Below are 26,949 nucleotides of genomic sequence, written 5' to 3' on the forward strand. Positions count from 1 at the left end.
GAGTTAGTAATGGAATTGGTAGTCAAAGGCGCTGATGCGCTAACTGTCTCCGAAACTACTTTTGGACGTGATTTCAATGAAGCTCTAGTACATCAGGTAGTTGTTGCTTACGCAGCAGGTGCTCGTCAAGGTACTCGTGCTCAGAAAACTCGTTCTGACGTTTCTGGCGGTGGTGCAAAACCATGGCGCCAGAAGGGTACAGGCCGTGCACGTGCAGGTACTATTCGTAGTCCTTTATGGCGCACCGGTGGTGTAACTTTCGCAGCTCGTCCACAGGACCATAGCCAGAAAGTTAACAAAAAAATGTACCGTGGTGCAATGAAGAGCATTCTTTCTGAGCTAGTTCGTCAAGAGCGTTTAATCGTTGTTGATAACTTCTCTGTAGAAGCACCAAAAACAAAAGAACTAGCAGCTAAGCTTAAAGAGCTTGATCTGTCTGACGTTCTTATCGTAACTGGCGAATTAGATGAGAATCTATTCCTTGCAGCACGTAACCTTTACAAGGTAGACGTTCGTGATGCAGCGACAATCGACCCAGTTAGCTTGATCGCTTTTGACAAAATTGTGATGACTGCAGCTGCAGTTAAGCAAGTTGAGGAGATGCTAGCATGATCACTGAAGAGCGTATTTTAACAGTTCTACGTGCTCCGCACATCTCTGAAAAAGCAACAATGGCTGCAGAAAGCGCGAATACTATCGTGTTTAAAGTAGCGATTACTGCGACAAAAAGAGAGATTAAAGCAGCAGTTGAAAAACTGTTCGAGGTTGAAGTTAAGTCTGTAAATACTCTTGTTGCTAAGGGTAAGACCAAAAGTCAAGGTGCACGCCAAGGCCGTCGTAGTGACTGGAAGAAAGCGTACGTTATCTTGAAAGAAGGTCAAGACATCGACTTCGCTGGTAGTGCAGAGTAAGGCTAGGAGCAAAGAAGAATGGCTATTGTTAAATGTAAGCCGACTTCCCCGGGTCGTCGCCACGTAGTAAAAGTGGTTAACTCTGACCTGCATAAGGGTAAGCCGTACGCACCACTTTTAGAGAAAAACTCTAAGTCTGGTGGTCGTAACAATAACGGTCGTATCACAGTACGTCACATCGGTGGTGGTAATAAACAACATTACCGTCTAATCGACTTTAAGCGTACTAAAGATGGTATCCCGGCAAAAGTAGAGCGTTTGGAATATGATCCAAACCGTAGTGCAAACATTGCACTAGTACTTTATGCTGATGGTGAACGCCGTTACATCATCGCACCTAAGGGTGTGTCAGCTGGTGACATGATCCAGTCTGGCGAAGATGCTGCAATCAAAGTTGGTAACACGTTACCAATGCGCAATATTCCTGTAGGTTCAACAGTACACTGTGTTGAGCTTAAGCCAGGTAAAGGCGCTCAGTTGGCTCGTTCAGCTGGCGCTTACGCTCAGATCATTGCACGTACAGGCACTTATGTGACTCTACGTCTACGTTCTGGTGAAATGCGTAAAGTTCTTTCTGAATGTCGTGCGACACTTGGTGAAGTTGGTAACTCGGAACACATGCTACGTGAGCTAGGTAAAGCTGGTGCTTCACGCTGGCGTGGTATCCGTCCAACTGTACGTGGTGTTGTAATGAACCCAGTCGATCACCCACACGGTGGTGGTGAAGGTCGTACATCAGGCGGTCGTCACCCGGTATCCCCTTGGGGCGTACCAACTAAGGGTTACAAGACTCGTTCGAACAAACGCACCGACAAGTACATTGTACGTAGTCGTAATAAAAAATAATTATCAGAGGATAAGCCATGCCACGTTCTCTCAAGAAAGGTCCTTTCATTGACCTGCACTTGCTGAAGAAGGTAGAGAAAGCGGTGGAAAGCGGAGACAAGAAGCCTGTAAAGACTTGGTCCCGTCGCTCAATGATCATCCCTCAGATGATCGGTTTGACCATCGCTGTCCATAATGGTCGTCAGCACGTACCTGTTTTCGTTTCTGAAGAAATGATCGGTCACAAGCTAGGCGAATTTGCACCAACACGTACTTATCGCGGCCACGCTGCAGATAAGAAAGCTAAGAAGCGCTAAGGAGTAGGATATGGAAGCTATTGCTAAACATCGTTTTGCTCGTATTTCGCCTCAGAAAGCACGTTTGGTAGCAGATCAACTGCGCGGTAAGCCAGTTGCACAGGCTCTAGAAATTCTTAACTTCAGCAACAAAAAAGCTGCTGATTTAATCAAGAAAGTTCTAGAGTCAGCTATCGCTAACGCAGAACACAACGAAGGCGCAGACATTGATGATCTTAATGTTGCAAAAATCTTCGTTGACGAAGGTCCTACCATGAAGCGTATTATGCCTCGTGCTAAAGGCCGTGCCGATCGCATCTTGAAGCGTTCTAGCCACATCACTGTTGTTGTAGCAGACCGCTAACTAGGAGAGAAAGCAATGGGTCAGAAAGTACATCCTAATGGTATTCGTCTAGGCATCGTTAAGCCTTGGAATACCACTTGGTTTGCTAATAGCCAAGAATTCGCTGACAACCTAGATGGCGACTTCAAGGTACGTCAGTTTCTTATTAAAGAACTGAAAAAAGCGTCTTTATCTCGTGTTGTTATCGAGCGTCCAGCGAAGAGCATCCGTGTGACTATTCACACTGCTCGTCCTGGTATCGTTATCGGTAAGAAAGGCGAAGACGTAGAAAAACTACGTGCTCATATTTCAAAGATCGCGGGTGTTCCAGCTCAGATCAACATTTCTGAAGTACGTAAGCCAGAGCTAGACGCTCAATTAGTTGGTGACAGCATCGCGTCTCAACTAGAACGTCGTGTTATGTTCCGTCGCGCTATGAAGCGTGCAGTTCAAAACGCTATGCGTCTTGGCGCTAAGGGTATCAAAGTTCAAGTAGGTGGTCGTTTAGGCGGCGCTGAAATCGCACGTTCAGAGTGGTACCGTGAAGGTCGTGTACCTCTACACACTCTTCGTGCTGACATTGATTACGCAACTTCTTCGGCTCACACCCAATACGGTGTTATCGGTATTAAAGTTTGGATCTTCAAAGGTGAAGTTCTAGGCGGTATGCCAATTGAAGAGCCTAAGGCTGACAAGCCTAAGAAGCAGCGCAAAAGCCGTAAATAAGGAGTTTATTGATGCTGCAACCAAAACGCACTAAATTCCGCAAGACTTTTAAAGGTCGTAACCGCGGTCTAGCGAACGGTACTGACGTAAGCTTCGGTACATTTGGTCTTAAAGCTGTTGGTCGTGGTCGTTTGACTGCTCGCCAAATTGAAGCTGCTCGTCGTGCCATGACTCGTCATGTGAAACGTCAAGGCCAAATCTGGATTCGAGTTTTCCCCGACAAGCCTATTACAAGCAAGCCGTTGGAAGTTCGTCAGGGTAAGGGTAAAGGTTCAGTAGAATACTGGGTTGCCCAAATCCAACCAGGTAAAGTTCTTTATGAAATGGATGGTGTTCCTGAAGTACTAGCACGTGAAGCATTTAAACTTGCTGCACGTAAGCTACCAATCAAGACAACATTTGTAATTAAGGCGGTAATGTGATGAACGCTGTAGATCTACGCGCTAAAAGCGTTGAAGAACTAAATGCTGAGCTTGTGAGCCTACTACGTGAACAGTTCAACTTGCGCATGCAAGCTGCGACTGGTCAACTACAGCAGACTCATAACCTGAAAGCTGTACGTCGTGATATCGCACGTGTTAAAACCGTTCTTACTGAGAAGGCTGGCGCATAATGAGCGAACAAACTCGTATCCAGCTTGGTCGTGTAATTAGCAGCAAGATGGACAAGTCTATCGTTGTTGCTATCGAACGCATGGTGAAACACCCAATGTACGGTAAGTACATTAAGCGTACGACTAAGCTTCATGCACACGATGAAAACAATGAGTGTAACCTAGGTGACACTGTTGAAGTTCGTGAATGTCGTCCACTATCTAAGACTAAGTCTTGGACATTGGTACGCGTAGTTGAAAAAGCTCGCGGTTAAGCGAACTTAGCAACTAAATGATTAAGCGGCCCTGAAAAATATTGGGGCCGTTTATTTTTTGTCTACCCATCGGTCGAAAATGGTGTTATTATTCGCCGCCTTTGAAGAAAAGGCATATCGATCCGTAGTGGGTCTAGATGTTTTAAAATAAGCGGAGCACTAACATGATCCAAATGCAAAGTACGCTTGACGCAGCCGATAACTCCGGCGCTCGTCGCGTAATGTGTATTAAGGTTCTGGGTGGTTCTCACCGCCGTTACGCACACATCGGTGATATCATCAAGATTACTGTGAAAGAAGCAATTCCTCGCGGTAAAGTTAAAAAAGGTGATGTTCTGAAGGCGGTGGTTGTACGCACCCGTAAAGGCGTTCGTCGCCAAGACGGCTCTGTCATTCGCTTCGACCGTAATGCTTGCGTATTATTGAACGATACTACAGAGCAACCGATCGGTACTCGTATTTTTGGCCCAGTGACACGTGAACTTCGTAATACGAAATTCATGAAAATCGTTTCACTAGCGCCTGAAGTACTGTAAGGAGTAACAAAATGGCAGCTAAGATCCGTCGCAACGACGAAGTTATCGTTCTTACCGGTAAAGATAAAGGTAAGAAAGGTAAAATAACTAAGGTTCTTGCAACCGGTAAAGTTATCGTTGAAGGTATTAACCTTGTGAAAAAACACCAGAAGCCTGTACCGGCAATGGGTGTGCAAGGTGGCATCGTTGAACAAGAAGCAGCTATTGATGTTTCTAACGTTGCAATCTTCAATGCTGAAACCGGCAAAGCAGACCGTGTAGGCTTTCGATTCGAAGACGACAAAAAAGTTCGTTTCTTTAAATCTAATAGCTTAACTATTAAGTAATTTTGGAGTAGTACACTATGGCGAAACTGCATGATTACTACAAAGAGACTGTTGTAAAAGAGCTTGCTGAAAAGTTCGAATACAAGAGTATCATGCAAGTCCCAAGGATCGAAAAAATCACACTTAACATGGGTGTGGGTGAAGCGATCAACGACAAAAAGCTTTTAGAAAATGCTGCTGCTGACATGACTGCTATTGCAGGTCAGAAGCCGTTAATTACTAAAGCTCGTAAGTCTGTTGCTGGTTTTAAGATCCGTGAGGGCTACCCGATTGGCTGTAAAGTAACCCTACGTGGCGAACGTATGTGGGATTTCTTTGAACGTCTAATTTCAATTGCTGTTCCTCGTATTCGAGATTTTCGTGGTCTAAACCCGAACTCTTTCGATGGTCGTGGTAACTACAGCATGGGCGTTCGTGAGCAGATCATCTTCCCAGAAATCGACTACGACAAAGTAGATCGAGTGCGTGGTCTTGATATTACTATCACTACTTCTGCTGCTTCTGATGAAGAGTCAAAAGCTCTGTTATCTGCTTTTAACTTCCCATTCCGTAAGTAAAAGTAAGGGTTACATATGGCTAAAGAATCAATGAAGGCACGCGAAGCTAAACGTGCCAAGCTAGTAGCTAAGTTCGCTGAAAAGCGTGCAGCGCTAAAAGTTATTATTAGTGACGTGAATGCGTCTGAAGAAGACCGCTGGAACGCAGTGCTTAAGCTTCAGTCTCTACCACGTGATTCTAGTTCATCTCGTCAGCGTAATCGCTGTAACCAGACTGGACGTCCACACGGTTACTTACGTAAGTTCGGCTTAAGCCGTATCAAGGTTCGTGAAACTTGCATGAAAGGCGAGATTCCGGGTCTACGTAAAGCCAGCTGGTAATTAGTTACCAATTTAGAATCACGGAGTATTGACTATGAGCATGCAAGATCCGATTTCGGATATGCTGACCCGTCTTCGTAACGGTCAAACAGCAAAAAAAGTTGCTGTTAAAATGCCATCTTCTAAGCAAAAAGTTGCAATTGCAGCTCTTTTGAAAGAAGAAGGTTTTGTGGCTGAATTCACTGTTACAGGTGAAGTTAAGCCAGAGCTAGAAGTTACTCTTAAGTACTTCGAAGCTAACCCAGTTATCGAGCAAATCCAACGTGTTTCACGTCCTGGCCTACGCATCTACAAGAAAAAAGATGCGCTACCGTCAGTGATGGGTGGCCTTGGTATTGCTGTTGTATCCACTTCCAAGGGTCTTATGACCGACCGCGCTGCTCGCAAAGCGGGTCTTGGCGGTGAGATTATCTGCTACGTAGCATAATAGGAGTAGGACATGTCTCGTGTTGCAAAAGCACCTGTAGTACTTCTTGCTGGCGTAGAAGTTAAACTCAACGGTCAGGAAATTACTGTTAAAGGTCCTAAGGGCGAACTAGCTCTTGTTGCTAATAACGCAGTAGTTTTAACTCAGGAAGAAAACACCATCACATTTGGTCCACGCGAAGGCTTTGATAAAGCTTGGGCACAAGCAGGTACTGCTCGTGCATTAGTGAACAACATGGTTGTTGGTGTTACTGAAGGCTTTACTAAGAAGCTAACCCTTAAAGGCGTAGGTTACCGTGCAAATGTTGCTGGTAATACTGTTAACCTTACTTTGGGCTTCTCGCACCCAGTAGCGCATGTATTGCCAACTGGTGTTAAAGCTGAATGTCCAACACAAACTGAAATCGTACTTACGGGTACTGATAAGCAGGTTATTGGACAGGTAGCGGCGGACATTCGCGCTTACCGTAGCCCTGAACCTTATAAAGGTAAAGGTGTTCGTTACGCCGACGAAGTCGTGCGTACTAAAGAAGCTAAGAAGAAGTAAGGTAACACTATGGATAAGAAAGCATCTCGTATCCGTCGTGCGACCCGAGCACGTCGTAAGATTGCTGAACTGGGCGCAACTCGCCTAGTAATACACCGTACTCCACGTCATGTGTATGCTCAGGTAATTGCACCGAACGGCTCTGAGGTTATCGCTGCCGCTTCTACCCTAGAAAAAGTGATCCGTGAGTCAATTGCGAACACCGGTAACAAAGACGCTGCTGCAGCTGTAGGTAAAGCTATTGCTGAGCGCGCGATTGAAAAAGGCATTTCTAATGTTGCTTTCGATCGTTCTGGTTTCCAATACCACGGCCGTGTAGCTGCTCTAGCAGAAGCTGCTCGTGAAGCTGGACTGAAATTCTAAGGTAGGCGGAAAGATGGCTAACGAAAAGACTCAATCAGATTTGAATGAAAAGCTTATCGCAGTTAATCGTGTTTCAAAAACGGTTAAAGGTGGTCGTATTTTCAGTTTTACTGCACTAACAGTAGTTGGTGACGGTAACGGTCGCATCGGTTTTGGTTACGGTAAGGCACGTGAAGTTCCTGCTGCAATCCAGAAATCAATGGAAAAAGCACGTCGTAACATGATTACAGTTGCGCTAAACGACGGTACTCTACACCACGCTGTTAAAGGTCGCCACACTGGTTCTAAAGTGTACATGCAACCTGCTTCAGAAGGTACTGGTATCATCGCCGGTGGTGCAATGCGTGCAGTGCTAGAAGTTGCGGGTATCCGTAACGTACTAGCTAAAGCATACGGTTCTACTAACCCAATCAACGTTGTTCGCGCAACAATTGATGGTTTAGGCGGAATGAACTCTCCAGAAATGATCGCTGCAAAGCGTGGCCTTTCTGTTAAAGAAATTCTGGGGTGATCGACATGGCAAATACTATTAAAGTAACACAAACAAAGAGCTCTATCGGTCGTTTACCGAAGCATGTAGCTTGTTTGCGTGGTCTAGGCCTTCGCCGTATCAACCACACTGTTGAGCTTGAAGATACTGCCTGCGTACGCGGCATGATCAATAAAGTTCACTACATGGTTAAAATTGAGGAGTAATCAGTATGCGTTTGAATACTCTATCACCGGCTCCGGGTTCTAAGCCTTCTGCGAAGCGCGTAGGCCGTGGTATCGGTTCTGGTCTGGGTAAAACTTGTGGCCGTGGTCACAAAGGTCAGAAATCACGTTCTGGTGGTTCTGTCCGTCCAGGCTTCGAAGGCGGTCAAATGCCTTTGAAACAGCGTCTACCAAAATTCGGTTTTACTTCTCGTAAGAGCTTGGTAACAGCTGAAGTTCGTCTAGGCGAACTGGCGAAAGTCGATGGTGATGTGATTGATCTAGCTACACTGAAAACAGCAAACCTTATCACTAAAGACATCAAGTTTGTAAAAGTTGTCCTTTCTGGTGAGATCGCTCGTTCAGTAACAGTTAATGGTCTTCGCGTGACTAAAGGCGCTAAAGCTGCAATCGAAGCTGCCGGCGGTAAAATCGAGGAATAATTAACTCGAGGATGAGGTACAGATGGCTAAACAACCAGGAAAAGATTTTCGTAGTGCACAAGGTGGCCTAGCAGAGCTTAAGACACGCCTTCTATTCGTATTAGGTGCAATCTTAATCTTCCGAGCAGGTTCTTTTGTGCCTATCCCTGGTATTGACGCTGCTGTACTTGCCGATTTGTTCGAACAGCAAAAAGGTACCGTTATTGAACTGTTTAACATGTTCTCTGGCGGTGCACTCGAGCGTGCTTCTATCTTAGCACTAGGTATCATGCCGTATATTTCGGCATCGATTATCGTACAGTTGCTAACGGTAGTTCATCCGGCATTAGCCGAGTTGAAGAAAGAAGGTGAATCTGGTCGTCGTAAGATTAGCCAGTACACCCGATACGGCACGCTTGTTTTGGCAACTTTCCAAGCAATTGGTATTGCTACAGGGTTACCAAGTATGATTCCTGGTCTGGTAATTAATCCAGGCCTTGGTTTCTACTTTGTTGCGGTTGTTAGTTTGATCACTGGTACCATGTTTTTAATGTGGTTAGGTGAGCAAATTACTGAGCGTGGTATCGGTAACGGTATATCAGTGATTATTTTCACTGGTATTGTAGCCGGTTTGCCACCAGCTATCGGACAAACTGTTGAGCAAGCACGTCAAGGTGAATTGCACGTACTTCTTCTACTGTTAATTGCGGTTATATCTTTCGCTGTAATATATTTTGTAGTGTTTATGGAGCGTGGTCAGCGTCGTATCGTCGTTAACTATGCCAAGCGTCAACAAGGCCGTCGTGTCTTCGCAGCGCAAAGCACTCACTTGCCATTGAAAATTAATATGGCAGGTGTAATTCCAGCGATTTTTGCATCAAGCATTATTCTGTTTCCAGGCACACTGGCTCAGTGGTTTGGACAGAACGAGAACCTTGGTTGGTTAAGCGATATATCGCTTGCACTTAGCCCTGGTCAACCGCTTTATGTAATGCTTTATGCAGCTGCGATTATTTTCTTCTGTTTCTTCTATACCGCGTTGGTGTTTAACCCTCGCGAGACAGCTGATAACTTGAAGAAGTCTGGTGCATTCGTACCTGGTATTCGTCCGGGCGAACAGACTGCGAAATATATTGATAAAGTTATGACACGCTTAACCTTAGCGGGTGCGATGTATATTACCTTTATCTGTCTGATCCCCGAGTTTATGATGATTGCATGGAATGTACGCTTTTATTTTGGCGGTACATCACTACTAATCGTAGTTGTAGTTATTATGGATTTCATGGCTCAAGTTCAGACACACATGATGTCTCAACAATATGAGTCTGTTTTGAAAAAGGCTAACCTCAAAGGCTAAGTCCTTGATGTTAGATAACCTTTACGGAGTTTAGCAATGAAAGTTCGTGCTTCCGTTAAGAAAATCTGCCGTAACTGTAAAGTTATTAAGCGCAACGGTGTTGTGCGTATAATTTGCATTGAGCCGAAGCATAAGCAACGCCAAGGCTAATTAGCAGAAATATTTCTTGCAAATTGAAGGTAGGTTGGCTAAATTAGCCAACCAATCTTTTGTGTGTGCAAAGAATTGTACCACCACTGCGTATCCTAAACGGGCTCTGCAGTGGTTATTCTTGTAAAGTACTAGGAGTGAATAGTGGCCCGTATTGCAGGCATTAACATTCCTGATCAAAAACATTCTGTTATCGCGCTTACCGCGATTTACGGAATCGGTAAAACTCGTTCTAAGGCTGTTTTAGCTGAAGCGGGTATTGCTGAAAGTGTTAAGATCAGTGAATTATCTGAAGAGCAGATCGATCTACTGCGTGATGGTGTAGCTAAATACACTGTAGAAGGTGATCTACGTCGTGAAGTTTCTATGAACATCAAGCGTCTTATGGACCTTGGTTGTTACCGTGGAATCCGTCACCGTCGCAGTCTACCTCTACGTGGACAGCGTACTAAAACCAACGCACGTACCCGCAAAGGTCCGCGCAAGCCGATCAAAAGATAGTCGGATAAGGTAGAGTACAATGGCAAAGCAACCAACTCGCGCTCGTAAGCGCGTACGCAAGCAAGTAGCTGATGGCGTAGCGCACATCCATGCTTCTTTTAACAACACAATCGTAACCATTACAGACCGTCAAGGTAATGCTCTTTCATGGGCAACTGCAGGTGGTTCAGGTTTCCGTGGTTCTCGTAAATCTACTCCGTTCGCTGCACAGGTTGCTGCTGAACGTTGTGGTGAAATGGCCAAAGAATATGGCGTTAAGAACCTGGAAGTTATGGTTAAGGGACCTGGTCCTGGTCGTGAGTCTACAATCCGTGCATTAAATGCAGCGGGTTTCCGTATCACTAACATTGTTGATGCGACTCCGATTCCTCATAACGGTTGTCGTCCACCTAAGAAACGTCGCGTATAACGTTCCTAGGAATATTGGAGAAAGAACATGGCAAGATATTTGGGTCCTAAGCTGAAGCTTAGCCGTCGCGAAGGCACTGATTTATTCCTTAAATCAGGCGTACGTGCGATTGATACCAAGTGTAAAATTGATAACGCGCCGGGCCAACATGGTGCTCGACGTGGTCGTCTGTCTGACTACGGTGTTCAGCTTCGTGAGAAGCAGAAAGTTCGTCGTACATATGGCGTATTAGAAAAACAATTCCGTAACTACTATAAAGAAGCTGCTCGCCTTAAAGGCAACACAGGTGAAAACCTGCTTCAGCTTCTTGAAGGTCGTTTAGATAACGTAGTTTACCGTATGGGTTTTGGTTCTACACGAGCTGAATCACGTCAACTGGTAAGCCACAAAGCGATTCTAGTTAACGGTACAGTCGTAAACGTTCCTTCTTTCAAGGTAGCGGCAAACGACGTTGTTAGCATTCGTGAGAAAGCTAAGAACCAAGCACGCATTAAAGCAGCTCTTGAAGTTGCTACACAGCGTGAACTACCGACTTGGGTCGAAGTAGATAACAGCAAACTAGAAGGTACTTTCAAGCGCCTTCCAGAACGTTCTGATTTGTCTGCCGACATCAACGAACACTTGATCGTCGAGCTTTACTCTAAGTAAAGCTATAGTTAAGAGAGGACACAATGCAGGGTTCTGTAACAGAATTTCTTAAGCCGCGTCTTGTTGATATTGAACAAGTTAGCACGACGCACGCAAAAGTAACTCTAGAGCCACTAGAGCGTGGTTTTGGCCACACGCTAGGAAACGCTCTTCGTCGTATTTTATTATCTTCAATGCCAGGTTGTGCTGTAACTGAAGTAGAAATCGATGGTGTGTTACATGAGTACAGCACCAAAGAGGGAGTTCAAGAAGATATTCTCGAGATCCTTTTAAACCTTAAAGGTCTAGCCGTTAAGGTTGAGGGTAAAGATGAAGTTATTCTTACTCTGAACAAGTCTGGTGCAGGCCCTGTTGTTGCAGGTGACATCACCCATGATGGTGATGTTGAGATTGCGAACCCAGAGCACGTAATCTGCCACCTTACTGATGACCATGCTGAGATTAGCATGCGCATCAAGGTAGAACGTGGTCGTGGCTATGTACCAGCATCAGCTCGTATTCACACTGAAGAAGATGAGCGTCCAATTGGTCGTCTGTTAGTTGATGCAACTTACAGCCCAGTTGACCGTATTGCTTACGCTGTAGAGGCAGCTCGCGTTGAACAACGTACTGACCTTGATAAGCTAGTAATCGATATGGAGACAAACGGTACACTTGATCCTGAGGAAGCTATCCGTCGTGCAGCAACTATTCTTGCTGAGCAACTGGATGCATTTGTAGATCTTCGTGATGTACGAGTTCCTGAAGAGAAAGAAGAGAAGCCAGAGTTCGATCCGATCCTACTGCGTCCTGTAGACGATCTTGAACTAACTGTTCGCTCTGCTAACTGTTTGAAAGCAGAAGCGATCCATTACATCGGTGATCTCGTTCAGCGTACTGAGGTAGAGCTTCTAAAGACTCCAAACCTTGGTAAGAAGTCTTTGACAGAAATCAAAGATGTGTTGGCATCACGTGGTCTTTCTCTAGGCATGCGCTTAGAAAACTGGCCGCCAGCATCAATCGCTGAAGATTAATAGTTACTGATATCTAGTTAGAAGGATTAGGTCATGCGCCATCGTAAGAGTGGTCGTCAACTCAACCGCAACAGCAGCCATCGTAAAGCGATGTTCAGCAACATGGCTAGCTCTTTGGTAAGTCACGAAATTATCAAGACTACTTTGCCAAAAGCAAAAGAGCTACGTCGCGTAATTGAGCCATTGATTACCCTAGCAAAGACAGACAGTGTTGCTAACCGTCGTCTTGCTTTCGCCCGCACGCGTGATAACGCAGTGGTAGCGAAATTGTTTACTGAATTAGGTCCACGCTTTGCTAAGCGTCCAGGTGGTTACACGCGCATTATGAAATGCGGTTTCCGTACTGGCGATAAAGCCCCAATGGCTTACATCGAGCTAGTAGATCGTCCTGCTCAGGAAGCTGCTTCAGCTGAATAAGCTTTAGTTTGCTAAATTAAGAGAAAGCCGAGTTTAAGACTCGGCTTTTTTTTTGCATGTAATCTTCTTCATAGTATGGAGAATGACATGATTTATTTATTTATCGACAGTTCAGGCTTTGGTGGTATAGAAAGTCACATATTGCAATTTGCTCTTCTGGTTAAGCAACAAAACAGAAATGTCGAAGTTTTGTTTGTGGACTATTATCCCGATCACCCTCTGTATCAACGTCTCTGCGCGAATAAAATTAAGTACCGTTTCTTATCTGATATGGCTCCGTCTTTATTCTTTAGTCTGCTTTTACCCTCAGATGTTGTTCATGCCCATGGTTATAAAGCCTCTTTACTCTCTCGATTCTATCGACTTAGATATTCATTTCGTGCAATAAGTAGTTTCCATGCGGGAGAGAAATTAAGTGGAAAACTGGCGTCTTATGAGTATTTAAATCGAATAACAAGTTTTCTTTCCTATAATTTTGCCGTTAGCTCTAGGATTAAGCGTACCGTTCCTTTTCGTTGTCATTTGCTGAATAATTTCATTATGCAATTACCAGTGTTTAAAATGCGTTCCAAACATCAGGTTCTACAAGTCGGTTTTGTTGGTCGCCTGAGTCATGAAAAGGGAATTGATCGCTTTATTGAGTTGAGTGACCTGCTTACAGGCTGCCAATTTCATGTTTTTGGCGATGGTGATGAACAATCTCAACTCATAGCTAAAAAAAATATTCATTGGTATGGTGCAGTTGACTCAATGGAGGAACATTGGTCTTTAATTGATGTACTTGTAATTAGTTCACGGGCTGAGGGGCTGCCAATGGCGGCGCTAGAAGCGATGGCACATGGTGTTCCTGTTATCGCAACAAATGTGGGTGACCTTAGTAAATTAGTTGCTAGTGATTGGATTGTTGAAGAATCGGATTGGGAAAGATTATCTATTTTAATCGATAAGTTGGATGCTTACGATAATATCGAGTGGAGAGCGCTTTCAAAAGATTCGTATGCCAAAATTATTGATGATTTCACTGGGGAAAGTCGTTGGGAACAAATAGAAAAAGCCTATCAATTGTGAACTCTCATCAGACTTATCTAAAATTTCGCTTGCTGAATGTATTGCATCTATTGATATTTGCCTTGTAGCATTGAATTTTGATTCAGATAGTGGGTGAGCCCTATTTTAATCTTTTTGGGAAGCCATGATGCTTTTGTATCTAAAATTCGTAATATTTCACAGGCCAGAGATGGGTTATGTTGGTCATTCACTATACACCCTAATAAATTCACCCCTCCTTGTTTTAGCCTATCGATACTTGTAAGCACTTCACTTTCCGTTGTTTTTGCTGCCGCTATACATAAGATAGCAGCATCGCTAGCATGGCAGATGTTTGCTGCTGGAAGGTTACGCCAGTTAGCCGCTGAAACAGTACCTGCATCAAAAATAATGTAGTGATAGGTTTGTTGCCACCGTTGGATAGTATTTAATAGTGTTTGTGGTTGTCGTAGAGCCATTGTGGTTTCTTGATTTTTCGGAGGGGGAAGAATATCTAGTTGTGATGTTTTATGAATAATCGCGTCCATTTCACCTGAGCCATTCGTTTCCCAGTCTGTGGTGTGATTTCCTTGTCCTGATCCCGACAGATCAAGATCGATCAATAAAACTTTATTGTTATCTTCAGCGCAACGTCTAGCAAGCCAATAGCACATTGTTGAACTTCCACATTGTGGGCTTGCCCCAGTAAAGCTAATGACTCGCGCTTCTTGTTGATGAATTTGCTGGAATAATTGGTCATACTCTTGGCTTAGCCACGGCTTCATAAGGCTGCCCCTAATACAATTAACGTGATAATACCTAGTGCATCCCTTATCCCTTGGCGGAACTGCTCTGTTACTGAGTCATCTTGATCTGGGACGTACACGGTATCACCAGGGCGGAGTAGAGGGAGTGGGCTACGACTGGGATCATTAACATAATCTCTTAAGCTAAATGTTTGTGATTTATCACCGCAGCATGATGTATTTACGATCATTATTCTGTCGATATAGGCTTTATCTGTTGGCCCACCAGCTTCAGCAAGCAAATCTAAAATATTCATTTGTGTATTGAACGAATAGCGCCCCGGCTTATTGACGGCCCCCATTAATCGAACAACGCGTTCTGCAGGTTTATCTAGCCAATCACCTTGACGTCGAGGTACATATATCACATCTCCAGGCACAACCTTGGGGATTAATGATTCATCACCTGTTTCAAAGTATAGCGATAGATTTAATTGAGTGACTTTGGTCTTATTGCCATCACGATGACTGATTCTAATTTGACGTAAGTCTGCCTCACCGTTAGGGCCATCGGCTGCAGATAATATATCGAGAAAGCCTAATTCGCGGTTAAAAGCGTAACGGCCAGGAACGCCAACTTGACCGAATACATAAATCGAATCATCTGATGATTGGCGTATCCAACTTGCTTTATTGTCGGAAGGGTCATGAGGTAATTCATCAATAACAATTGTATCGCCTGCTTCTAATTGAGGAAGACCTGCAAAATTACCCCCTTCATTTATAAAGCTCTCTAAATCAAAATAAATGACATTTTCTTTCCCAACTAGGCTCTCTTTAATAATGCGAATATTACTAATATTGGCTTCCTGTTTTGGGCCGCCAGCCATCGCGAGTAAATCAAGAAAGGACATTTGGTTATTCCATTTATAACGTCCAGGAGTATTGACTGCACCAATGACTTTGACAGCTTTTGTATCTGCGGCACTTTCAGTTTTTGGCACGTAAATAACATCGCCTGCATTCACTTTTGGCAACACCTTTTCATTGCCTGTTTCAAAGTATCGAGCTAAATCAAAACGTGTAACTCGACTTGTTTTACCGTTTCTGTGGCTAATTAATATTTCTTGAATGTCAGCTTTACTATTTGGGCCATCGGCCGCAGACAGAATATCTAAAAAACCAAGTTCTTGGTTAAAAGCATAACGCCCAGGAGCACCCACTTCACCAAAAATATAAATGGAATCTTTAGCTGCCTGTCTAATCCAACCGGCTTTATTATCGGTAGGATCATGAGGTAATTCATCGACGATGACAGTATCGCTGGCATTTAAATTAGGAAGTAAATTTGTTGGGCTTCCTTGTTTTGTAAACGCTTGTAAGTCGAAAAATTGAACTTCGTGCCCTTTATTTTCTGCAGTAGATTCTTTAATTATTCGAATGTTACTGAGATTAGCTTGTTGTTTTGGGCCACCAGAGTGAGCGAGTAAATCCATGAATGTCATACTGTCATGCCATTCGTAACGACCTGGTTTATAGACCGCCCCCATAATTTTTATTGCACGATCATTGGTCACTTTTAGCCATGACTTTTCATTAAGATCAACTTTTTCCGGTATGAAAACTACATCACCGGGGGACATTGCTGGAAGAGTATATTTGGCTGGGTTCTGTGCATATTCAACCAAGTTTATTGCGATAGGAGCCTTTGTATTACTTAATATTTTTATATTCGTTGTATCAGCAAAACGAGTTGGCCCCCCAGCATTTGCAAGAACATCGATGAAACTTGTACCTGGTGATGTTTCATAGGGCCCTGCGGCTTTTACCTCGCCCATCACGTAGATGGTTCGTGAGGTTGTGTTGATATCTTTTATTTCAATAGGAACAAAAATAATAGTACCAGGTTTAACTTCTGGCATGTTGTCTGTTTTACCAGTATCAAGGTAGGCTTTTAAATCAAATTGGCTGGGAACATTATCTGTTATGACGCGTATTTTCGTGACATCAGCATAGCGGGTAACACCTTCTGCCCGCATTAGTGCGTCGACGACATTCATGTTTGGTTTGAAGCTGAAGGTGCCTGGCTTATGCAATTCACCAAAAATGGTGACACCTTGGATATCATCGGTACTCGTTTTTTCAGGCGCTTCAATTGGGGCGAAAATAGTTGTACCTGGTTTTATTGGAGGAAGATTACTGGTATCTCCAGTTTCAAGGTAGGCACTTAAATTGAATCGATAAGACATCCCATTGGTAATCACGCGTATTTTTGTTACATCGGCATAACGAGTAACACCGTTGGCTCGCATTAATGCATCGACAACCGTCATATTAGGCTTGAAGCTGAAAGTACCTGGATTGCGTAACTCTCCGAAAATAGTTATGCCTTGTGCCTCGTCGGCATCTCCTCTTTCATGTATCGACATATCATCAAAATTCATTTCGATGTTGCCTAATAATGGAGAGGCAGGGATGAAAATAGTATCACCACCTTTAAGGCTGGGTAGTAGAGTCTGATCGCCAGAATCTAGATAGGCTTTATAATTGAATATTTTGGTACTGCTATTACGTAGTAACTTGAACTTATCTAATTGTGCTCCTGGTCTTGCTCCGCCAGCAGCGGAAAGCGCCATTTGTACATTGCTTCCAGGTTTAAGTGATACTGTTCCTGGCTTTTCTACATAGCCGAGCACCTTAATTCGAATCAGCTGCTCCATTATCGTGAGTTTAAATTCATCAAGGTTGCGATATATAGATGCAAGTTTTTGACGTACATGCTGTTCGGCGTCTATTACGGTTAACCCTGCAACATTGACTAAGCCTACTTCAGGTAACCGTAATTGCCCTTGGTCATTAATCGTGTATGGGGTATCAAAAGCCGCTTCACCTGGAACTTGTAAAAAAACTCGATCGCCGGGTGTTAATGTATCTCCCCATACGTAAGAAAAAGGCATTATTAGCAGAAGAAGTAGGAACATTCTTCTCATAATGATTCTCGTACTGCGTTCCAGTCTTTTAGTGAATACACACGGTGTAAAGATTGTGCGTGATGTTCAACAAGAACTTGTGCCTCAACTTTTCTATTTGCAAGGCGTTGGGTTCGTGAGTGAGTGTCATCCATAGCCATACTTTCTCCTGCACTAAATACCGCGATTTGGTTTGATTTAACCCCCTGTTCAATCAGAAATCGTTTAACGGCTGAAGCTCTTTTCATTCCTAGTTGGATGTTGCTATCACTAGTACCTAATGAGTCGGTATGACCTGTAAGTTGAAGGTGCCAATGAGATTGTCGCTTCAATATTGTTGCGGCATAGCGTAATGCTTGTTGATAATCAGGTAAGAGCTCTGCACGATTTAACGCAAATTGATTATCAAGAGCCATGAAAACAAGGAGTTTTTCTTTTAGCTCAACTTCTGAATAGCTATGGTCAAAGCATGTGGTGTGATATTCAAGCCAATCCATTTGCGTTTGAATAATCGCTTGTTGAGTCTGGTATTGAAGTAGGGTGATTTCAGCATCTTTATCAAACCCAGCTTTTGCCTCATCGCGCGCTTTTAAATAAAGGTACTCAAGCTTTTGATATTGCCCCGGTAAACAAAGCTTGGCACCACGAGTTGCTAATATTTGCAGCTCAAAACCGTGATGCTCTAGTTGACGAAGCTGTACTTGAACCGGAGGATCTGGATCATTATCTTCTACAGGCGGCCATAAGGTGCAACCTCCTAAGGCTAATGGTGTAAGCAAGCAGATCAGTCTCCATATCATAAAAACTCCGCAGAAGTGACCAGAGGGATAACTTTATCTATTCGTAGCATTTGCATGAGCTTTCTAGGCTGACCATTAACATTGAGTAGACACAAATTTTTATTACGACTTTTTAGACGTTTGTATAAGAAAACAATGGCACCGATTCCACAAGAGTCAATAAATTGTACGTGTGTCATATCAATTACTAGCTCATTTTTTTCTGTATTACTTAAGGTTTCAAATTCAACTTCTAGTTGCCTAGCACTCTGGACATCGAATTCATGCTCTAAAGAAAGTGCTACTGCTGGCTGGGAAAGAGTTAACATATAACCGCCTTATATAAAGATTTGGACTCATAAGGAGTAATACAAAGTGTGTGCCAGTTATTGCCCTCGCTTGGCAAACATGATGTAAGATGTTTTGAATAGAATATACAAATCCATTCGAAGCCACTGTATTGGTGAACTTAATGCGATGGCGTAAGCGTGATCCCAAGCTATTTTATTTTTAACATCCTCAAGATCATTGTCGTAGCCGCTATTAACTTGCGCTAAACCGGTTAGGCCTGGTCGAAGTCCTGTCGTTCTTTCTAAATAAAATGGCAATGCATTTTGCAAATTACCGCACATTTCTGGTCGTTCAGGACGGGGGCCGATTAAGGACATGTCGCCTCTTATTACATTTATGAATTGTGGCAGTTCGTCCAAACGTGTTGCTCGTAAAAAACGGCCAGTATTGGTTATTCGAGGGTCATCTTTTGTCGCCCATACCGCACCTGATTTTTTTTCTGCATCATTTGTCATGGTGCGAAATTTAAATATTTCAAATAACTCTACTTTTGTTTCACTTATCTGACCGACTCGTATTTGGCGATAAAATATAGGACCAGAGGAATCATATTTAATGGCGAAGGCGATGAATGGCCATAGTGGCAGTGTCAGAATTAGACCAATGCAGCTAAAAATGATATCGCTCATTCGCTTTATCGTTTGGGTCGATTGTGTTTGATAGTTACTCAGGGGCGGTAAGTGGCGCCACCCTTGCTTAAATTGTCCGTTCAAATACCGTAGCATGCCAAGTAGAGAAGAATAGTATGCCCCGATAATGTAATGAACTTTATCGATAACCTTTGAATGGATATTGATTAGCGGTAGAGATGCAATACCGTATATGGATAATTGACTAATCACCATACCCAAGGCCAATGCCGAGCCTTGTAATGCCATTAATACTGAAGTAATAAAATAACCCACGAATAGGAATGGCATCACTGTGCGAAGGCCTTTTCCGGAAGTAAACAACCAACGGACTCTCAGGTTTTTGTGGGTAAAGACGAATTGACAACGTATTAATTGTTGTAAATTACCGGCTCCAATCCTTTGTCGTCTTTGATGGTTTTCATTTTGACTTGTCGGGGCAATCTCAACACTGTTGATATTTTGATTAAAGATAATGTTAAAGCCTTGCTTTAATACCATCATCGGTAAAATGAAATCATCATTTATCGTATCTTCGGGAAGGGGAGAGTAGAGATGAGATCTCATGGCATAAAATGCCCCATTTCCTCCGATAACACTGCCCAATTGAGACTCGGCAAAACGGATATTATTTTGCCATTGCCAATATTGGTTTTCACCTTCAGAAGGAGAAGCCAGTAAATAGCTGCAAGTAATTGCACCTGTTTCTTCATTTTCAAAACTTTTAGCAACTTGTTTTAAAGCATCAATCGATATTAAAGCAGAGGTATCGGTAAGAGATATAATATCGGCTTCATTTTTTGCGTAAGTCATTAATTCATTGAGGCGTGCTAATTTTCCTCGGTTGCTTTTTTTGACCCAGAATTTAAGGCGTATTCCAGCTGCGGTAAATTGTGATTCATACTGTGCAATAATTTCAGCGGTATTATCACTACAACCATCGCAGCAGATTAAAACCTGCAATTTTTCAGCCGGATAATCGAGCATTAATATATTCGCGAGCTTGGCTTCAATGTAAGCCTCTTCATTATGAGCGGGCATGATGAGAGAGATACTGGGAAAAATTAATGGGTCTTTGTGCTTTTCTTTTATTTCATTTTTTCTTTTATTTCCTAACCAAACTAACGCTGCGGTATAAACAAAATGGTGATAGATAATAACGGCAGTTATTACAAATAAAATGATCCATCCTAAAATCATGACAGCCTCGAGTTTAAGGTTTATTTAACAAGATAATGCTTCATATGCAGCAGTCATGGCTCTCACGTCTGCTTGGTGTTGAATGAACTGTACTGTTTGATTCGCTGCATTTGGGTCTTGTTCTAACACTTGTATTAATGCTTTTGTAAGCGCTGTTTCATCATCAGGTGGAACTAGTATTCCTGTTTGTGGGCAAATAAGATCTGGTATTGCGCCTACCGTCGTAGCAACAATACTATTGCCACAAGATTGCGCTTCCAGTAATGCAAGAGGGAGCCCCTCTTGACGGGATGGCATACAAAAGACATCAATCGCACGGTAGAAATTACGCATTTGAGCGCAATAACCAAGCCAATGTATACGATCCGTAACCAGCCATTTTTGTACTTCTGCGCGTAATTGTCGAGATTGAGGACCATCACCAGCTATAACAAGGTGGTGATCTTTAGGTAGGTCATGAAGCGCCCTTATTAATGTATCAATCCCTTTTTCTTTAACCAGTCGACCGGCACAACCGATTAATTTCTTATCTAACGGTAGGTTAAATTGTTTCCGTGCGATGAGCTGATTACCTGGCGTGAAATACTGAGTATCAATTCCATTACAAATCACATGATCTGGGCTGAGTAATAATATCTTTTCTAGTTGATAGGCAACTCTTGGTGCATCAGCAATGAGTTTTACTCTATTGGTATTGAGTAAGTAACGCGTCATGCGGCACTGTTTTTTATCGGCGAGATGCCAACTATCGTGTTCAGTATGTATGTGTGTTGCTTTATGCCCCAGCAATGCTAGTCGGCTATAAAACAAAGGCCCGATATGGTGTGAATGAAGCATTGTTACATTCAGTTTTGCTATCAATTTCTTTAGCTTGATAACTGTTGAAAGGTTCCTACCAATAGGTTTGTTGAGAAAAAATAATTGTGATTCGAAAGTGCGTAATTCAGGCCACTGCTTTATGGCTGTTTCTTTATTGCCTTCTAGCGCGACGATATAAACTTTGTGGCAAGGGGAGGCAAATCGAGCGAGATTTAACACGAGCTTTTCTATTCCTCCAGGTTGTAGATGTTGCACAACTTGTAATGTGATGTGTTCCATTAGACTCCCCCTAAAACAGAGGTACTCGAACCAGTACCTGTGATTGTGTTAATTTGGCAATATGGTCGGTTTGATAAAGGCGTGTATCAAAGAGGATGACAACTCCTGCAAGGGAAGCGCCTAATCCAAAACCAACAACAATACCTAAGCAAAAATTGATCCACCATGGCCAATTTAGTGGTCTCTTAGGTTCTATTGGTTGCACAATCACTTTTAATTTTTCGGGTTCTTCAAAGCGACCAAGGTGCCCTGTTACCTTAGCCATCTCATAACGTTCAAATAGCTGGTTGTAAACGTTTGATTTTACATCGTAGTTTCGCTGTAATATTTTCAGTTGTTTTTCTAAATCAGCGAATTCCATCCGTTTTTCTGATAGTTCGTTGGTTTGCTCTTTTAATAAGGTGAGTTCTTCGCTTAATGCTTGTATTTGGCTTTCTGCATGTTGTAATTTTTCAAATTGACTTAATAATATCGGTTGCTTAGTTGGGTCGTTACTTTGATTACTGTTTGCGATTCGCTGCCACAGCTGATTTATTTCCTGTGGATTTAACGTTTGTTGCTCATCAACTAGACGGGATCTTTCCTGCTTTAAGCGATTAAGTCGTCGGATCACACCTTTGACGGACGAGTGTTGGTCTGTATAACTCGCGCGTAATATTGCAAGTTCAGCTTCAGATTTGACTATCTCTTGTTCTAAGATGCCAACGATAGGGTTCGTGCTCGCTAGCCTTTGGTAGAGATTTGCTCGCTTACTTTTAGCTTGTAGTAAATTCAGTTCAGTTTCACGGGTTTGATTGGCTAGCTGGAGGTCATTTTGTGCATTTGCACCTTGTAATTGAGGTAGGTTATTAGCGTTGGCTGCTTTGAATTTCGCCAGTGCACTTTCAGCTAACTCGAGATCCAATTGGGTTGTTTCTAATTGTCGTTGTAAAAATAGTTCTGAACCATCAACAGATGCTCGTCCTGGCGCGCGTAATTTTTCTTTAAAAACATCAGAGACTTTATTTAAAATCAAAGGAATTTCTGATGGCGTTTTCCAGGTTAGGCTAAGTTGAACAAGATCATTACCAAGTAGCGATAAAGATAAGTTTTTACGCAGTAGATTAATCATATTATCTGTTTGTAGTAAGTCATCTGGTGGCGCTAGATTTAAATCATGAGTGACATTTTCTAAAATATTTCGACTATGAATGATGACTTGCAACGCTTTAATGCGTTGTTTTAAGTTGACCGAAATTGAGAGGTCTTCCAAAAATGGATTTAGCAGTGCAGACTCTTGTACTAAAATTGTTGTCTCGGAATAGTATCGCTTAGCTTTAAATAAGCCGCCCGTTGTCATTAGAATAGGCATGATAATGATCGGAATTAAAACTAAATACCGATAGCGCCATAAGGCATGAAGCAAAGGGTAGAGCCGAGCAAACAATAAATGTCGCATTTTACTGGCTCTGAATTAACAGCGTATCGGCTGCTTGCTGTGGTGCAAACTCCAACCGCATTGGTATATCTTTCATTTGTGATAATTTGTTCACCGCTTTAATACGTTTTTGGCTTTGTAATAAAGCTTTGAATTTATCGTCTAAGTTTGCAGGGCCAACGTATACTGTTAGTTGGTTATAAGGATTATGGTCTAAAAAAACGTTTATTTTTCGTGTTTGTTCTGCTGTTAATGATATTTGTTCCGGGCTAAAAAATAGCTCTAGTTCTTGGCTTTTTTGTGGTGAACTTGCACAACCCCATAAAAATGACGTTAAAATAACGTACCCAATCCATTTCATCTTTCTCTCCTTTTTGTTTACCGCATACAGAAAGGTTTAGCAAAAAAAATGCCTAATGTGAGGTTAACTTGAATATTTCTTTTGTTTTAAGGCAGATGAAATTAATTGGAGTACTTCTTTGGCCCTATTTTCCCAGCTTTCATCTTTCACTTTATCTTGTGCTCTAGTCGCATAATGTTGTCGTTCTAATTCTGATAACTGACTTAACTTATCGATTGCTTCAAGCCATTGATTAACTGTTGTTGCAATGGTAACTAGTGGTTGGTATTCCGTTGCGGCAGGAAAGTTGGAGCTAATTACTGGGCATCCAGAAGCGAGATATTCCCTTAGCTTTAAAGGATTACAAGCTTGTATTTGGGGATTATCAACAAAAGGCAAAATGGCAATAGACCAATGCTGTAAATACCCTGGTAGTTGATTGTGAGGACAGGCGGGTAAAAAATGGATATTCGAGAGTTGCTTAAGTTCAAAGGGGTTAACATCTTTTCTACCTACAAGGTAAAAATTCATATGTGGGCGAGATTCTGCTAAACATTTTAGCAATTTCATATCTAACCAATTGTTAATACTGCCATAAAATCCAATGCTAGGCTGATCTACACATATTTCAGTAGGCTTCGAGGTCGGTTGTTTAAAGTTATTGATAGCCACACCATGAGGAAGAAGCCAGGTTTTATCTTGTGGAAACTTTTGTTGCAGAGTCGGGCTAGCGGTAAGGATGATATCGGATACTTGAATAAGGCGCTGCTCAGCTTCTGCGACATATTGGTGGTCAACACCTGCAAGGGCTGAAAAATCATCACCACAATAATAAATAACCAAATCGCTTTCACTTATCTCGAGATAGTCAACTGCTGTAGGTAGGGCTGCCCATATGACTCGATGGTATTTCTTTGGTGGAATCTGTCGTCTTAATAAAAACTGATTTATTTTTAGCATGTTAACGCTTTTAGCTAAAGGCCACACTAAGGGTTTGATTATTTTCCTTGGCTTTATAGATACTGCTAGTGGTTCATAATTTGTGAGTGCGGTAGTGATTTTTTCATTAATGCGTTTTAAATCTCGCATTGTAAGGTTGGGTTGCCTTAACCCTATGGAGTTTATCCAAGTTACAGAATGATCATGCATTAATACTGAAAGTAAGTGTTGGCTACTTGAAGGGTGGCGCCCCCAATCTTCACCAAATACGAGAAATTCCATAAATATTCCTTAGTTTTTTGTACTTCCGTTTTTGCAAATTGCAATTTAAGCCTTAAATTGGGTGAACTCTGCCGTAAAGATTGTCATTGTGCCGATATTGAGTGTGCGGTCGTGACATTACTTGTCAGCCTGTCTAAGGCGATTAATAAGCTAATCAATATATATAACGGCCATGTTGTTCCTTGGGTGAGAAAGGTGCCACTAACACAAAAAGTGATCAGCCCTATCCATAACCCTTCTGCGATAGGTTTCATTTCATGATTGCGTAGGCGGTTTAGTAACTGATAGCTCAGCGTAAAAGTTCCTACAAGTAAGCAAATAAACAAAAGAAAGCCAATAAAGCCGGTTTCACCTAAAATTTGAAACCATGTACTGTGTACAGCATGATTCTTGCCGTCCCAGTGGGGAGAGTAAAAAAAGTAGTTAAAATAAAAATTATCAAGTCCAACGCCTGTCAAAGGGTTTGCTAGTGCCATTCTAAATGCAGCTTCCCATGCAAATAAGCGACCCATTGAAGACTCATCAATCCCTTCTTCTCCTGATCCTCCTGAAGATCGATCGCTTATACCTGCAAATACCACGAGAAGTATTAATCCAATACCACTGATTATTGAGGGAATGATAATTGAGCGGCTGCGTAGCAACATTAAAGTAAAGAAGGCGGAAGTAATACCAAGTAATCCACCTCGGCTTTGAGTGGCTATTATACCACTGACCAAAATGATCATAAACAAGGCGGTCATAGTACGCTGTGCTTTGCTGCCTTGAAAAATATTCGTTAATGCAAAAGAAAGAGGGAATAGAAGAGCAAGAGATAAATCATTTGGATCACCTAAGATAGAACCGATATCTCGCCCAATAGTGACGCGAGTACCTTCTACTAACCCAATACCGTTGATGCTATTATATAAAGCAAGAATAGAGAGGCTGACACCACAAAGTATTAATAAAATAGGTATCGGCTTTAACTGTTTTTGTTTAGTCGGTAGCCAGCTAATAGCAAAAACCATAATGATTATTTTAATAAAGCTATTGTTAAATGTTGCGAATGCCTCGGCTCGATTCGTCGCCAACAAACATGAGATAAAGACCCAAAAACTGAATAGTAAAAAAAATGTCTGCAACGAATGCCAATGAATCTCGTCACGTTTTAACCATAGATGGATGCATAACCCTGCAATGCTAAATGTTGCGAGTAGCAATGGAATATGAAGTGGCATTAAAATAGGAAACGCTTCATGTAAGCGAAAATAAGAAAAAAGAATAAAGAAGACGCATATGGTAAATGAGTGATTGATGATAAATGGAAAAATAATGATTGCGCAGAGCAATAAGCTATCAGTACCCAACAGAGCCCACGCGGCATAAGTTAAGATGCATCCGCCAAACGCTAACCATAATTGATTGCATCGTTTCATCGTGCTTAGGCTCTCTCTATATATAGTGGTATATGATGGCTAAAGTGGTTTGCTGTTAATGTAGGAGATGGGCAATGCTCGATCTTTCCTAAAGCGTATCGTTGCGATAAGTTCATCCTAGTATTCCTTTTCGATAAGCCGCAATATCTTTACTCATTTGCAATACTATTGATTAAGTCTGTTTCATCCTTAGTAGCCATACAATCTTGATGCCAGAATATAGGTACTCATTAAGACTCCCTCGTAAAGTTCTTTAAACAATAGCGTTGAAATTGTTCAACTTGGTGTGATAACGCCACCTTTGGTGGGAAAGTCGTCAGTTGGTTTTTTTTTGTGTTTTTTTACTTGCCAATAGTCTCTTATTATCTATAATGCAGCCCATCGAAACGGTGAGTAGCCGGTTAATCGATGCACGGATAACGAATCATTACAAAGTGCTTGACACGGTAATGCATTTGGATAAAATGTCCGTCCACTTCAAAGGATGGTTGATGCTAAGGCGTTAATCTGATTTTAAGTATTGTTCTTTAACAATTTGACCATGCAATCTGTGTGGGCACTCGTGAAATTTTAAGTCGAAAGATTTATCAATGAACTGAGTGACCTTAATCATCGCAAGATGACACAGTCAATTTATGCTTCATTTCTTCGCAAGAAGAATGAAACAAGAATATCAGTAAAAATCATTGAGCCGGTCGAAAGACCAACAAAACTTTAATTGAAGAGTTTGATCATGGCTCAGATTGAACGCTGGCGGCAGGCCTAACACATGCAAGTCGAGCGGTAACAGGAATTAGCTTGCTAATTTGCTGACGAGCGGCGGACGGGTGAGTAATGCCTGGGAATATGCCTTAGTGTGGGGGATAACTATTGGAAACGATAGCTAATACCGCATAACGTCTTCGGACCAAAGAGGGGGACCTTCGGGCCTCTCGCGCTAAGATTAGCCCAGGTGGGATTAGCTAGTTGGTGAGGTAAAGGCTCACCAAGGCAACGATCCCTAGCTGGTCTGAGAGGATGATCAGCCACACTGGAACTGAGACACGGTCCAGACTCCTACGGGAGGCAGCAGTGGGGAATATTGCACAATGGGGGAAA

At 42.4% G+C, this 26,949-nt stretch carries 37 protein-coding genes and 1 rRNA gene; 28 read left to right on the plus strand and 10 right to left on the minus strand.

What is annotated here, in order from left to right:
- Positions 1-9: 9 nt before the first annotated feature.
- The 27 genes from rplD (at position 10) to C9J48_RS16815 (ending at position 13,725) form a co-directional block, all read left to right on the plus strand.
- Positions 10-612 carry a 50S ribosomal protein L4 gene (gene rplD / locus C9J48_RS16685; RefSeq protein WP_006232340.1) on the plus strand — a complete coding sequence of 201 codons (603 nt, stop codon included), beginning with the start codon at positions 10-12 and terminating at the stop codon, positions 610-612.
- Complete coding sequence (gene rplW / locus C9J48_RS16690; RefSeq protein ID WP_006232341.1) at positions 609-911, plus strand: 50S ribosomal protein L23; 303 nt, start codon at positions 609-611, stop codon at positions 909-911. The genes rplD and rplW overlap by 4 nt, the downstream gene beginning before the upstream one ends.
- A gap of 18 nt (positions 912-929) precedes the next feature.
- On the plus strand, positions 930-1,757 hold the full coding sequence (gene rplB / locus C9J48_RS16695) for a 50S ribosomal protein L2 (RefSeq protein WP_006232342.1): 828 nt from the start codon (positions 930-932) through the stop codon (positions 1,755-1,757).
- 17 nt (positions 1,758-1,774) lie between these two features.
- Positions 1,775-2,053, plus strand: coding sequence for a 30S ribosomal protein S19 (gene rpsS, locus C9J48_RS16700; protein ID WP_007469141.1), 279 nt, complete (start codon positions 1,775-1,777; stop codon positions 2,051-2,053).
- 10 nt (positions 2,054-2,063) lie between these two features.
- Entirely contained in the window at positions 2,064-2,396 is a 333-nt protein-coding gene (gene rplV / locus C9J48_RS16705; RefSeq protein WP_005302797.1) for a 50S ribosomal protein L22, read from the plus strand.
- 15 nt (positions 2,397-2,411) lie between these two features.
- Entirely contained in the window at positions 2,412-3,101 is a 690-nt protein-coding gene (gene rpsC / locus C9J48_RS16710) for a 30S ribosomal protein S3 (RefSeq protein ID WP_006232345.1), read from the plus strand.
- An 11-nt stretch (positions 3,102-3,112) separates the two neighbouring features.
- Positions 3,113-3,523 carry a 50S ribosomal protein L16 gene (rplP, locus tag C9J48_RS16715; RefSeq protein WP_006232346.1) on the plus strand — a complete coding sequence of 137 codons (411 nt, stop codon included), beginning with the start codon at positions 3,113-3,115 and terminating at the stop codon, positions 3,521-3,523.
- Complete coding sequence (gene rpmC / locus C9J48_RS16720) at positions 3,523-3,714, plus strand: 50S ribosomal protein L29 (protein WP_006232347.1); 192 nt, start codon at positions 3,523-3,525, stop codon at positions 3,712-3,714. Before rplP ends, rpmC begins: the two co-directional genes overlap by 1 nt.
- On the plus strand, positions 3,714-3,968 hold the full coding sequence (gene rpsQ / locus C9J48_RS16725) for a 30S ribosomal protein S17 (protein WP_006232348.1): 255 nt from the start codon (positions 3,714-3,716) through the stop codon (positions 3,966-3,968). The genes rpmC and rpsQ overlap by 1 nt, the downstream gene beginning before the upstream one ends.
- 164 nt (positions 3,969-4,132) lie before the next feature.
- Positions 4,133-4,504, plus strand: coding sequence for a 50S ribosomal protein L14 (gene rplN / locus C9J48_RS16730; protein WP_006232349.1), 372 nt, complete (start codon positions 4,133-4,135; stop codon positions 4,502-4,504).
- A gap of 11 nt (positions 4,505-4,515) precedes the next feature.
- Entirely contained in the window at positions 4,516-4,830 is a 315-nt protein-coding gene (gene rplX, locus C9J48_RS16735) for a 50S ribosomal protein L24 (protein WP_006232350.1), read from the plus strand.
- Positions 4,831-4,847: 17 nt separating this feature from the next.
- Complete coding sequence (gene rplE / locus C9J48_RS16740) at positions 4,848-5,387, plus strand: 50S ribosomal protein L5 (RefSeq protein ID WP_006232351.1); 540 nt, start codon at positions 4,848-4,850, stop codon at positions 5,385-5,387.
- 15 nt (positions 5,388-5,402) lie between these two features.
- Positions 5,403-5,708, plus strand: a complete 306-nt coding sequence (rpsN, locus tag C9J48_RS16745) for a 30S ribosomal protein S14 (RefSeq protein ID WP_006232352.1) — start codon at positions 5,403-5,405, stop codon at positions 5,706-5,708.
- A gap of 34 nt (positions 5,709-5,742) precedes the next feature.
- Positions 5,743-6,135, plus strand: coding sequence for a 30S ribosomal protein S8 (gene rpsH / locus C9J48_RS16750; protein WP_006232353.1), 393 nt, complete (start codon positions 5,743-5,745; stop codon positions 6,133-6,135).
- A gap of 12 nt (positions 6,136-6,147) precedes the next feature.
- A complete protein-coding gene (gene rplF / locus C9J48_RS16755) occupies positions 6,148-6,681 on the plus strand; it encodes a 50S ribosomal protein L6 (RefSeq protein ID WP_006232354.1) in 534 nt (177 codons plus the stop codon).
- A 9-nt stretch (positions 6,682-6,690) separates the two neighbouring features.
- Positions 6,691-7,044: a 50S ribosomal protein L18 gene (rplR, locus tag C9J48_RS16760; RefSeq protein ID WP_006232355.1), complete on the plus strand. Its 354-nt coding sequence runs from the start codon at positions 6,691-6,693 to the stop codon at positions 7,042-7,044.
- Positions 7,045-7,057: 13 nt separating this feature from the next.
- The gene (gene rpsE / locus C9J48_RS16765; RefSeq protein WP_006232356.1) at positions 7,058-7,555 is read left to right on the plus strand and encodes a 30S ribosomal protein S5; all 498 of its coding nucleotides are present in this window, start codon (positions 7,058-7,060) and stop codon (positions 7,553-7,555) included.
- Positions 7,556-7,560: 5 nt separating this feature from the next.
- Positions 7,561-7,740 (plus strand): 50S ribosomal protein L30, encoded by a 180-nt coding sequence (gene rpmD, locus C9J48_RS16770; RefSeq protein WP_006232357.1) that lies wholly within the window; start codon positions 7,561-7,563, stop codon positions 7,738-7,740.
- 5 nt (positions 7,741-7,745) lie between these two features.
- Positions 7,746-8,180, plus strand: coding sequence for a 50S ribosomal protein L15 (gene rplO, locus C9J48_RS16775; protein WP_006232358.1), 435 nt, complete (start codon positions 7,746-7,748; stop codon positions 8,178-8,180).
- A gap of 22 nt (positions 8,181-8,202) precedes the next feature.
- Positions 8,203-9,519: a preprotein translocase subunit SecY gene (gene secY, locus C9J48_RS16780; protein WP_006232359.1), complete on the plus strand. Its 1,317-nt coding sequence runs from the start codon at positions 8,203-8,205 to the stop codon at positions 9,517-9,519.
- Positions 9,520-9,555: 36 nt separating this feature from the next.
- Complete coding sequence (gene rpmJ / locus C9J48_RS16785; RefSeq protein ID WP_006232360.1) at positions 9,556-9,669, plus strand: 50S ribosomal protein L36; 114 nt, start codon at positions 9,556-9,558, stop codon at positions 9,667-9,669.
- A gap of 144 nt (positions 9,670-9,813) precedes the next feature.
- On the plus strand, positions 9,814-10,170 hold the full coding sequence (gene rpsM, locus C9J48_RS16790; protein WP_006232361.1) for a 30S ribosomal protein S13: 357 nt from the start codon (positions 9,814-9,816) through the stop codon (positions 10,168-10,170).
- A 19-nt stretch (positions 10,171-10,189) separates the two neighbouring features.
- On the plus strand, positions 10,190-10,579 hold the full coding sequence (rpsK, locus tag C9J48_RS16795) for a 30S ribosomal protein S11 (protein WP_005370963.1): 390 nt from the start codon (positions 10,190-10,192) through the stop codon (positions 10,577-10,579).
- Between the two features lie 27 nt (positions 10,580-10,606).
- Positions 10,607-11,227, plus strand: coding sequence for a 30S ribosomal protein S4 (rpsD, locus tag C9J48_RS16800; protein WP_006232362.1), 621 nt, complete (start codon positions 10,607-10,609; stop codon positions 11,225-11,227).
- Positions 11,228-11,250: 23 nt separating this feature from the next.
- The gene (locus C9J48_RS16805) at positions 11,251-12,240 is read left to right on the plus strand and encodes a DNA-directed RNA polymerase subunit alpha (RefSeq protein ID WP_006232363.1); all 990 of its coding nucleotides are present in this window, start codon (positions 11,251-11,253) and stop codon (positions 12,238-12,240) included.
- Positions 12,241-12,273: 33 nt separating this feature from the next.
- Entirely contained in the window at positions 12,274-12,657 is a 384-nt protein-coding gene (gene rplQ / locus C9J48_RS16810; RefSeq protein WP_006232364.1) for a 50S ribosomal protein L17, read from the plus strand.
- An 87-nt stretch (positions 12,658-12,744) separates the two neighbouring features.
- A complete protein-coding gene (locus C9J48_RS16815) occupies positions 12,745-13,725 on the plus strand; it encodes a glycosyltransferase family 4 protein (RefSeq protein ID WP_006232365.1) in 981 nt (326 codons plus the stop codon).
- 47 nt (positions 13,726-13,772) lie between these two features.
- Here the strand turns inward: C9J48_RS16815 and C9J48_RS16820 are convergent, their stop codons facing one another.
- The 10 genes from C9J48_RS16820 to C9J48_RS16865 all read right to left on the minus strand — a co-directional run bounded on the left by C9J48_RS16820 (position 13,773) and on the right by C9J48_RS16865 (position 25,851).
- Positions 13,773-14,468, minus strand: coding sequence for a CpsD/CapB family tyrosine-protein kinase (locus C9J48_RS16820; protein ID WP_006232366.1), 696 nt, complete (start codon positions 14,466-14,468; stop codon positions 13,773-13,775).
- Positions 14,465-17,419, minus strand: a complete 2,955-nt coding sequence (locus tag C9J48_RS16825) for an SLBB domain-containing protein (protein ID WP_036803931.1) — start codon at positions 17,417-17,419, stop codon at positions 14,465-14,467. The genes C9J48_RS16820 and C9J48_RS16825 overlap by 4 nt, the downstream gene beginning before the upstream one ends.
- The gene (locus tag C9J48_RS16830) at positions 17,416-18,198 is read right to left on the minus strand and encodes an OmpA family protein (RefSeq protein WP_006232368.1); all 783 of its coding nucleotides are present in this window, start codon (positions 18,196-18,198) and stop codon (positions 17,416-17,418) included. The genes C9J48_RS16825 and C9J48_RS16830 overlap by 4 nt, the downstream gene beginning before the upstream one ends.
- On the minus strand, positions 18,195-18,506 hold the full coding sequence (locus C9J48_RS16835) for an STAS domain-containing protein (protein WP_006232369.1): 312 nt from the start codon (positions 18,504-18,506) through the stop codon (positions 18,195-18,197). The genes C9J48_RS16830 and C9J48_RS16835 overlap by 4 nt, the downstream gene beginning before the upstream one ends.
- A 57-nt stretch (positions 18,507-18,563) precedes the next feature.
- Complete coding sequence (locus C9J48_RS16840; RefSeq protein WP_006232370.1) at positions 18,564-20,357, minus strand: sugar transferase; 1,794 nt, start codon at positions 20,355-20,357, stop codon at positions 18,564-18,566.
- Between the two features lie 24 nt (positions 20,358-20,381).
- The gene (locus tag C9J48_RS16845) at positions 20,382-21,455 is read right to left on the minus strand and encodes a glycosyltransferase (RefSeq protein ID WP_006232371.1); all 1,074 of its coding nucleotides are present in this window, start codon (positions 21,453-21,455) and stop codon (positions 20,382-20,384) included.
- Positions 21,456-21,465: 10 nt separating this feature from the next.
- Positions 21,466-22,893, minus strand: a complete 1,428-nt coding sequence (locus tag C9J48_RS16850; RefSeq protein ID WP_006232372.1) for a GumC family protein — start codon at positions 22,891-22,893, stop codon at positions 21,466-21,468.
- Position 22,894: 1 nt separating this feature from the next.
- On the minus strand, positions 22,895-23,233 hold the full coding sequence (locus tag C9J48_RS16855) for a hypothetical protein (RefSeq protein WP_006232373.1): 339 nt from the start codon (positions 23,231-23,233) through the stop codon (positions 22,895-22,897).
- Positions 23,234-23,296: 63 nt separating this feature from the next.
- On the minus strand, positions 23,297-24,301 hold the full coding sequence (locus tag C9J48_RS16860; RefSeq protein WP_242610860.1) for a glycosyltransferase: 1,005 nt from the start codon (positions 24,299-24,301) through the stop codon (positions 23,297-23,299).
- 215 nt (positions 24,302-24,516) lie between these two features.
- On the minus strand, positions 24,517-25,851 hold the full coding sequence (locus tag C9J48_RS16865) for an O-antigen ligase family protein (RefSeq protein WP_006232375.1): 1,335 nt from the start codon (positions 25,849-25,851) through the stop codon (positions 24,517-24,519).
- Between the two features lie 715 nt (positions 25,852-26,566).
- Between C9J48_RS16865 and C9J48_RS16870 the strand changes: the two genes are divergently transcribed.
- Positions 26,567-26,949 (plus strand): 16S ribosomal RNA (locus tag C9J48_RS16870); the annotation flags it as partial.

The organism is Photobacterium profundum, assembly GCF_003026285.1.
GTDB classification, from domain to species: Bacteria; Pseudomonadota; Gammaproteobacteria; order Enterobacterales; family Vibrionaceae; genus Photobacterium; species Photobacterium profundum.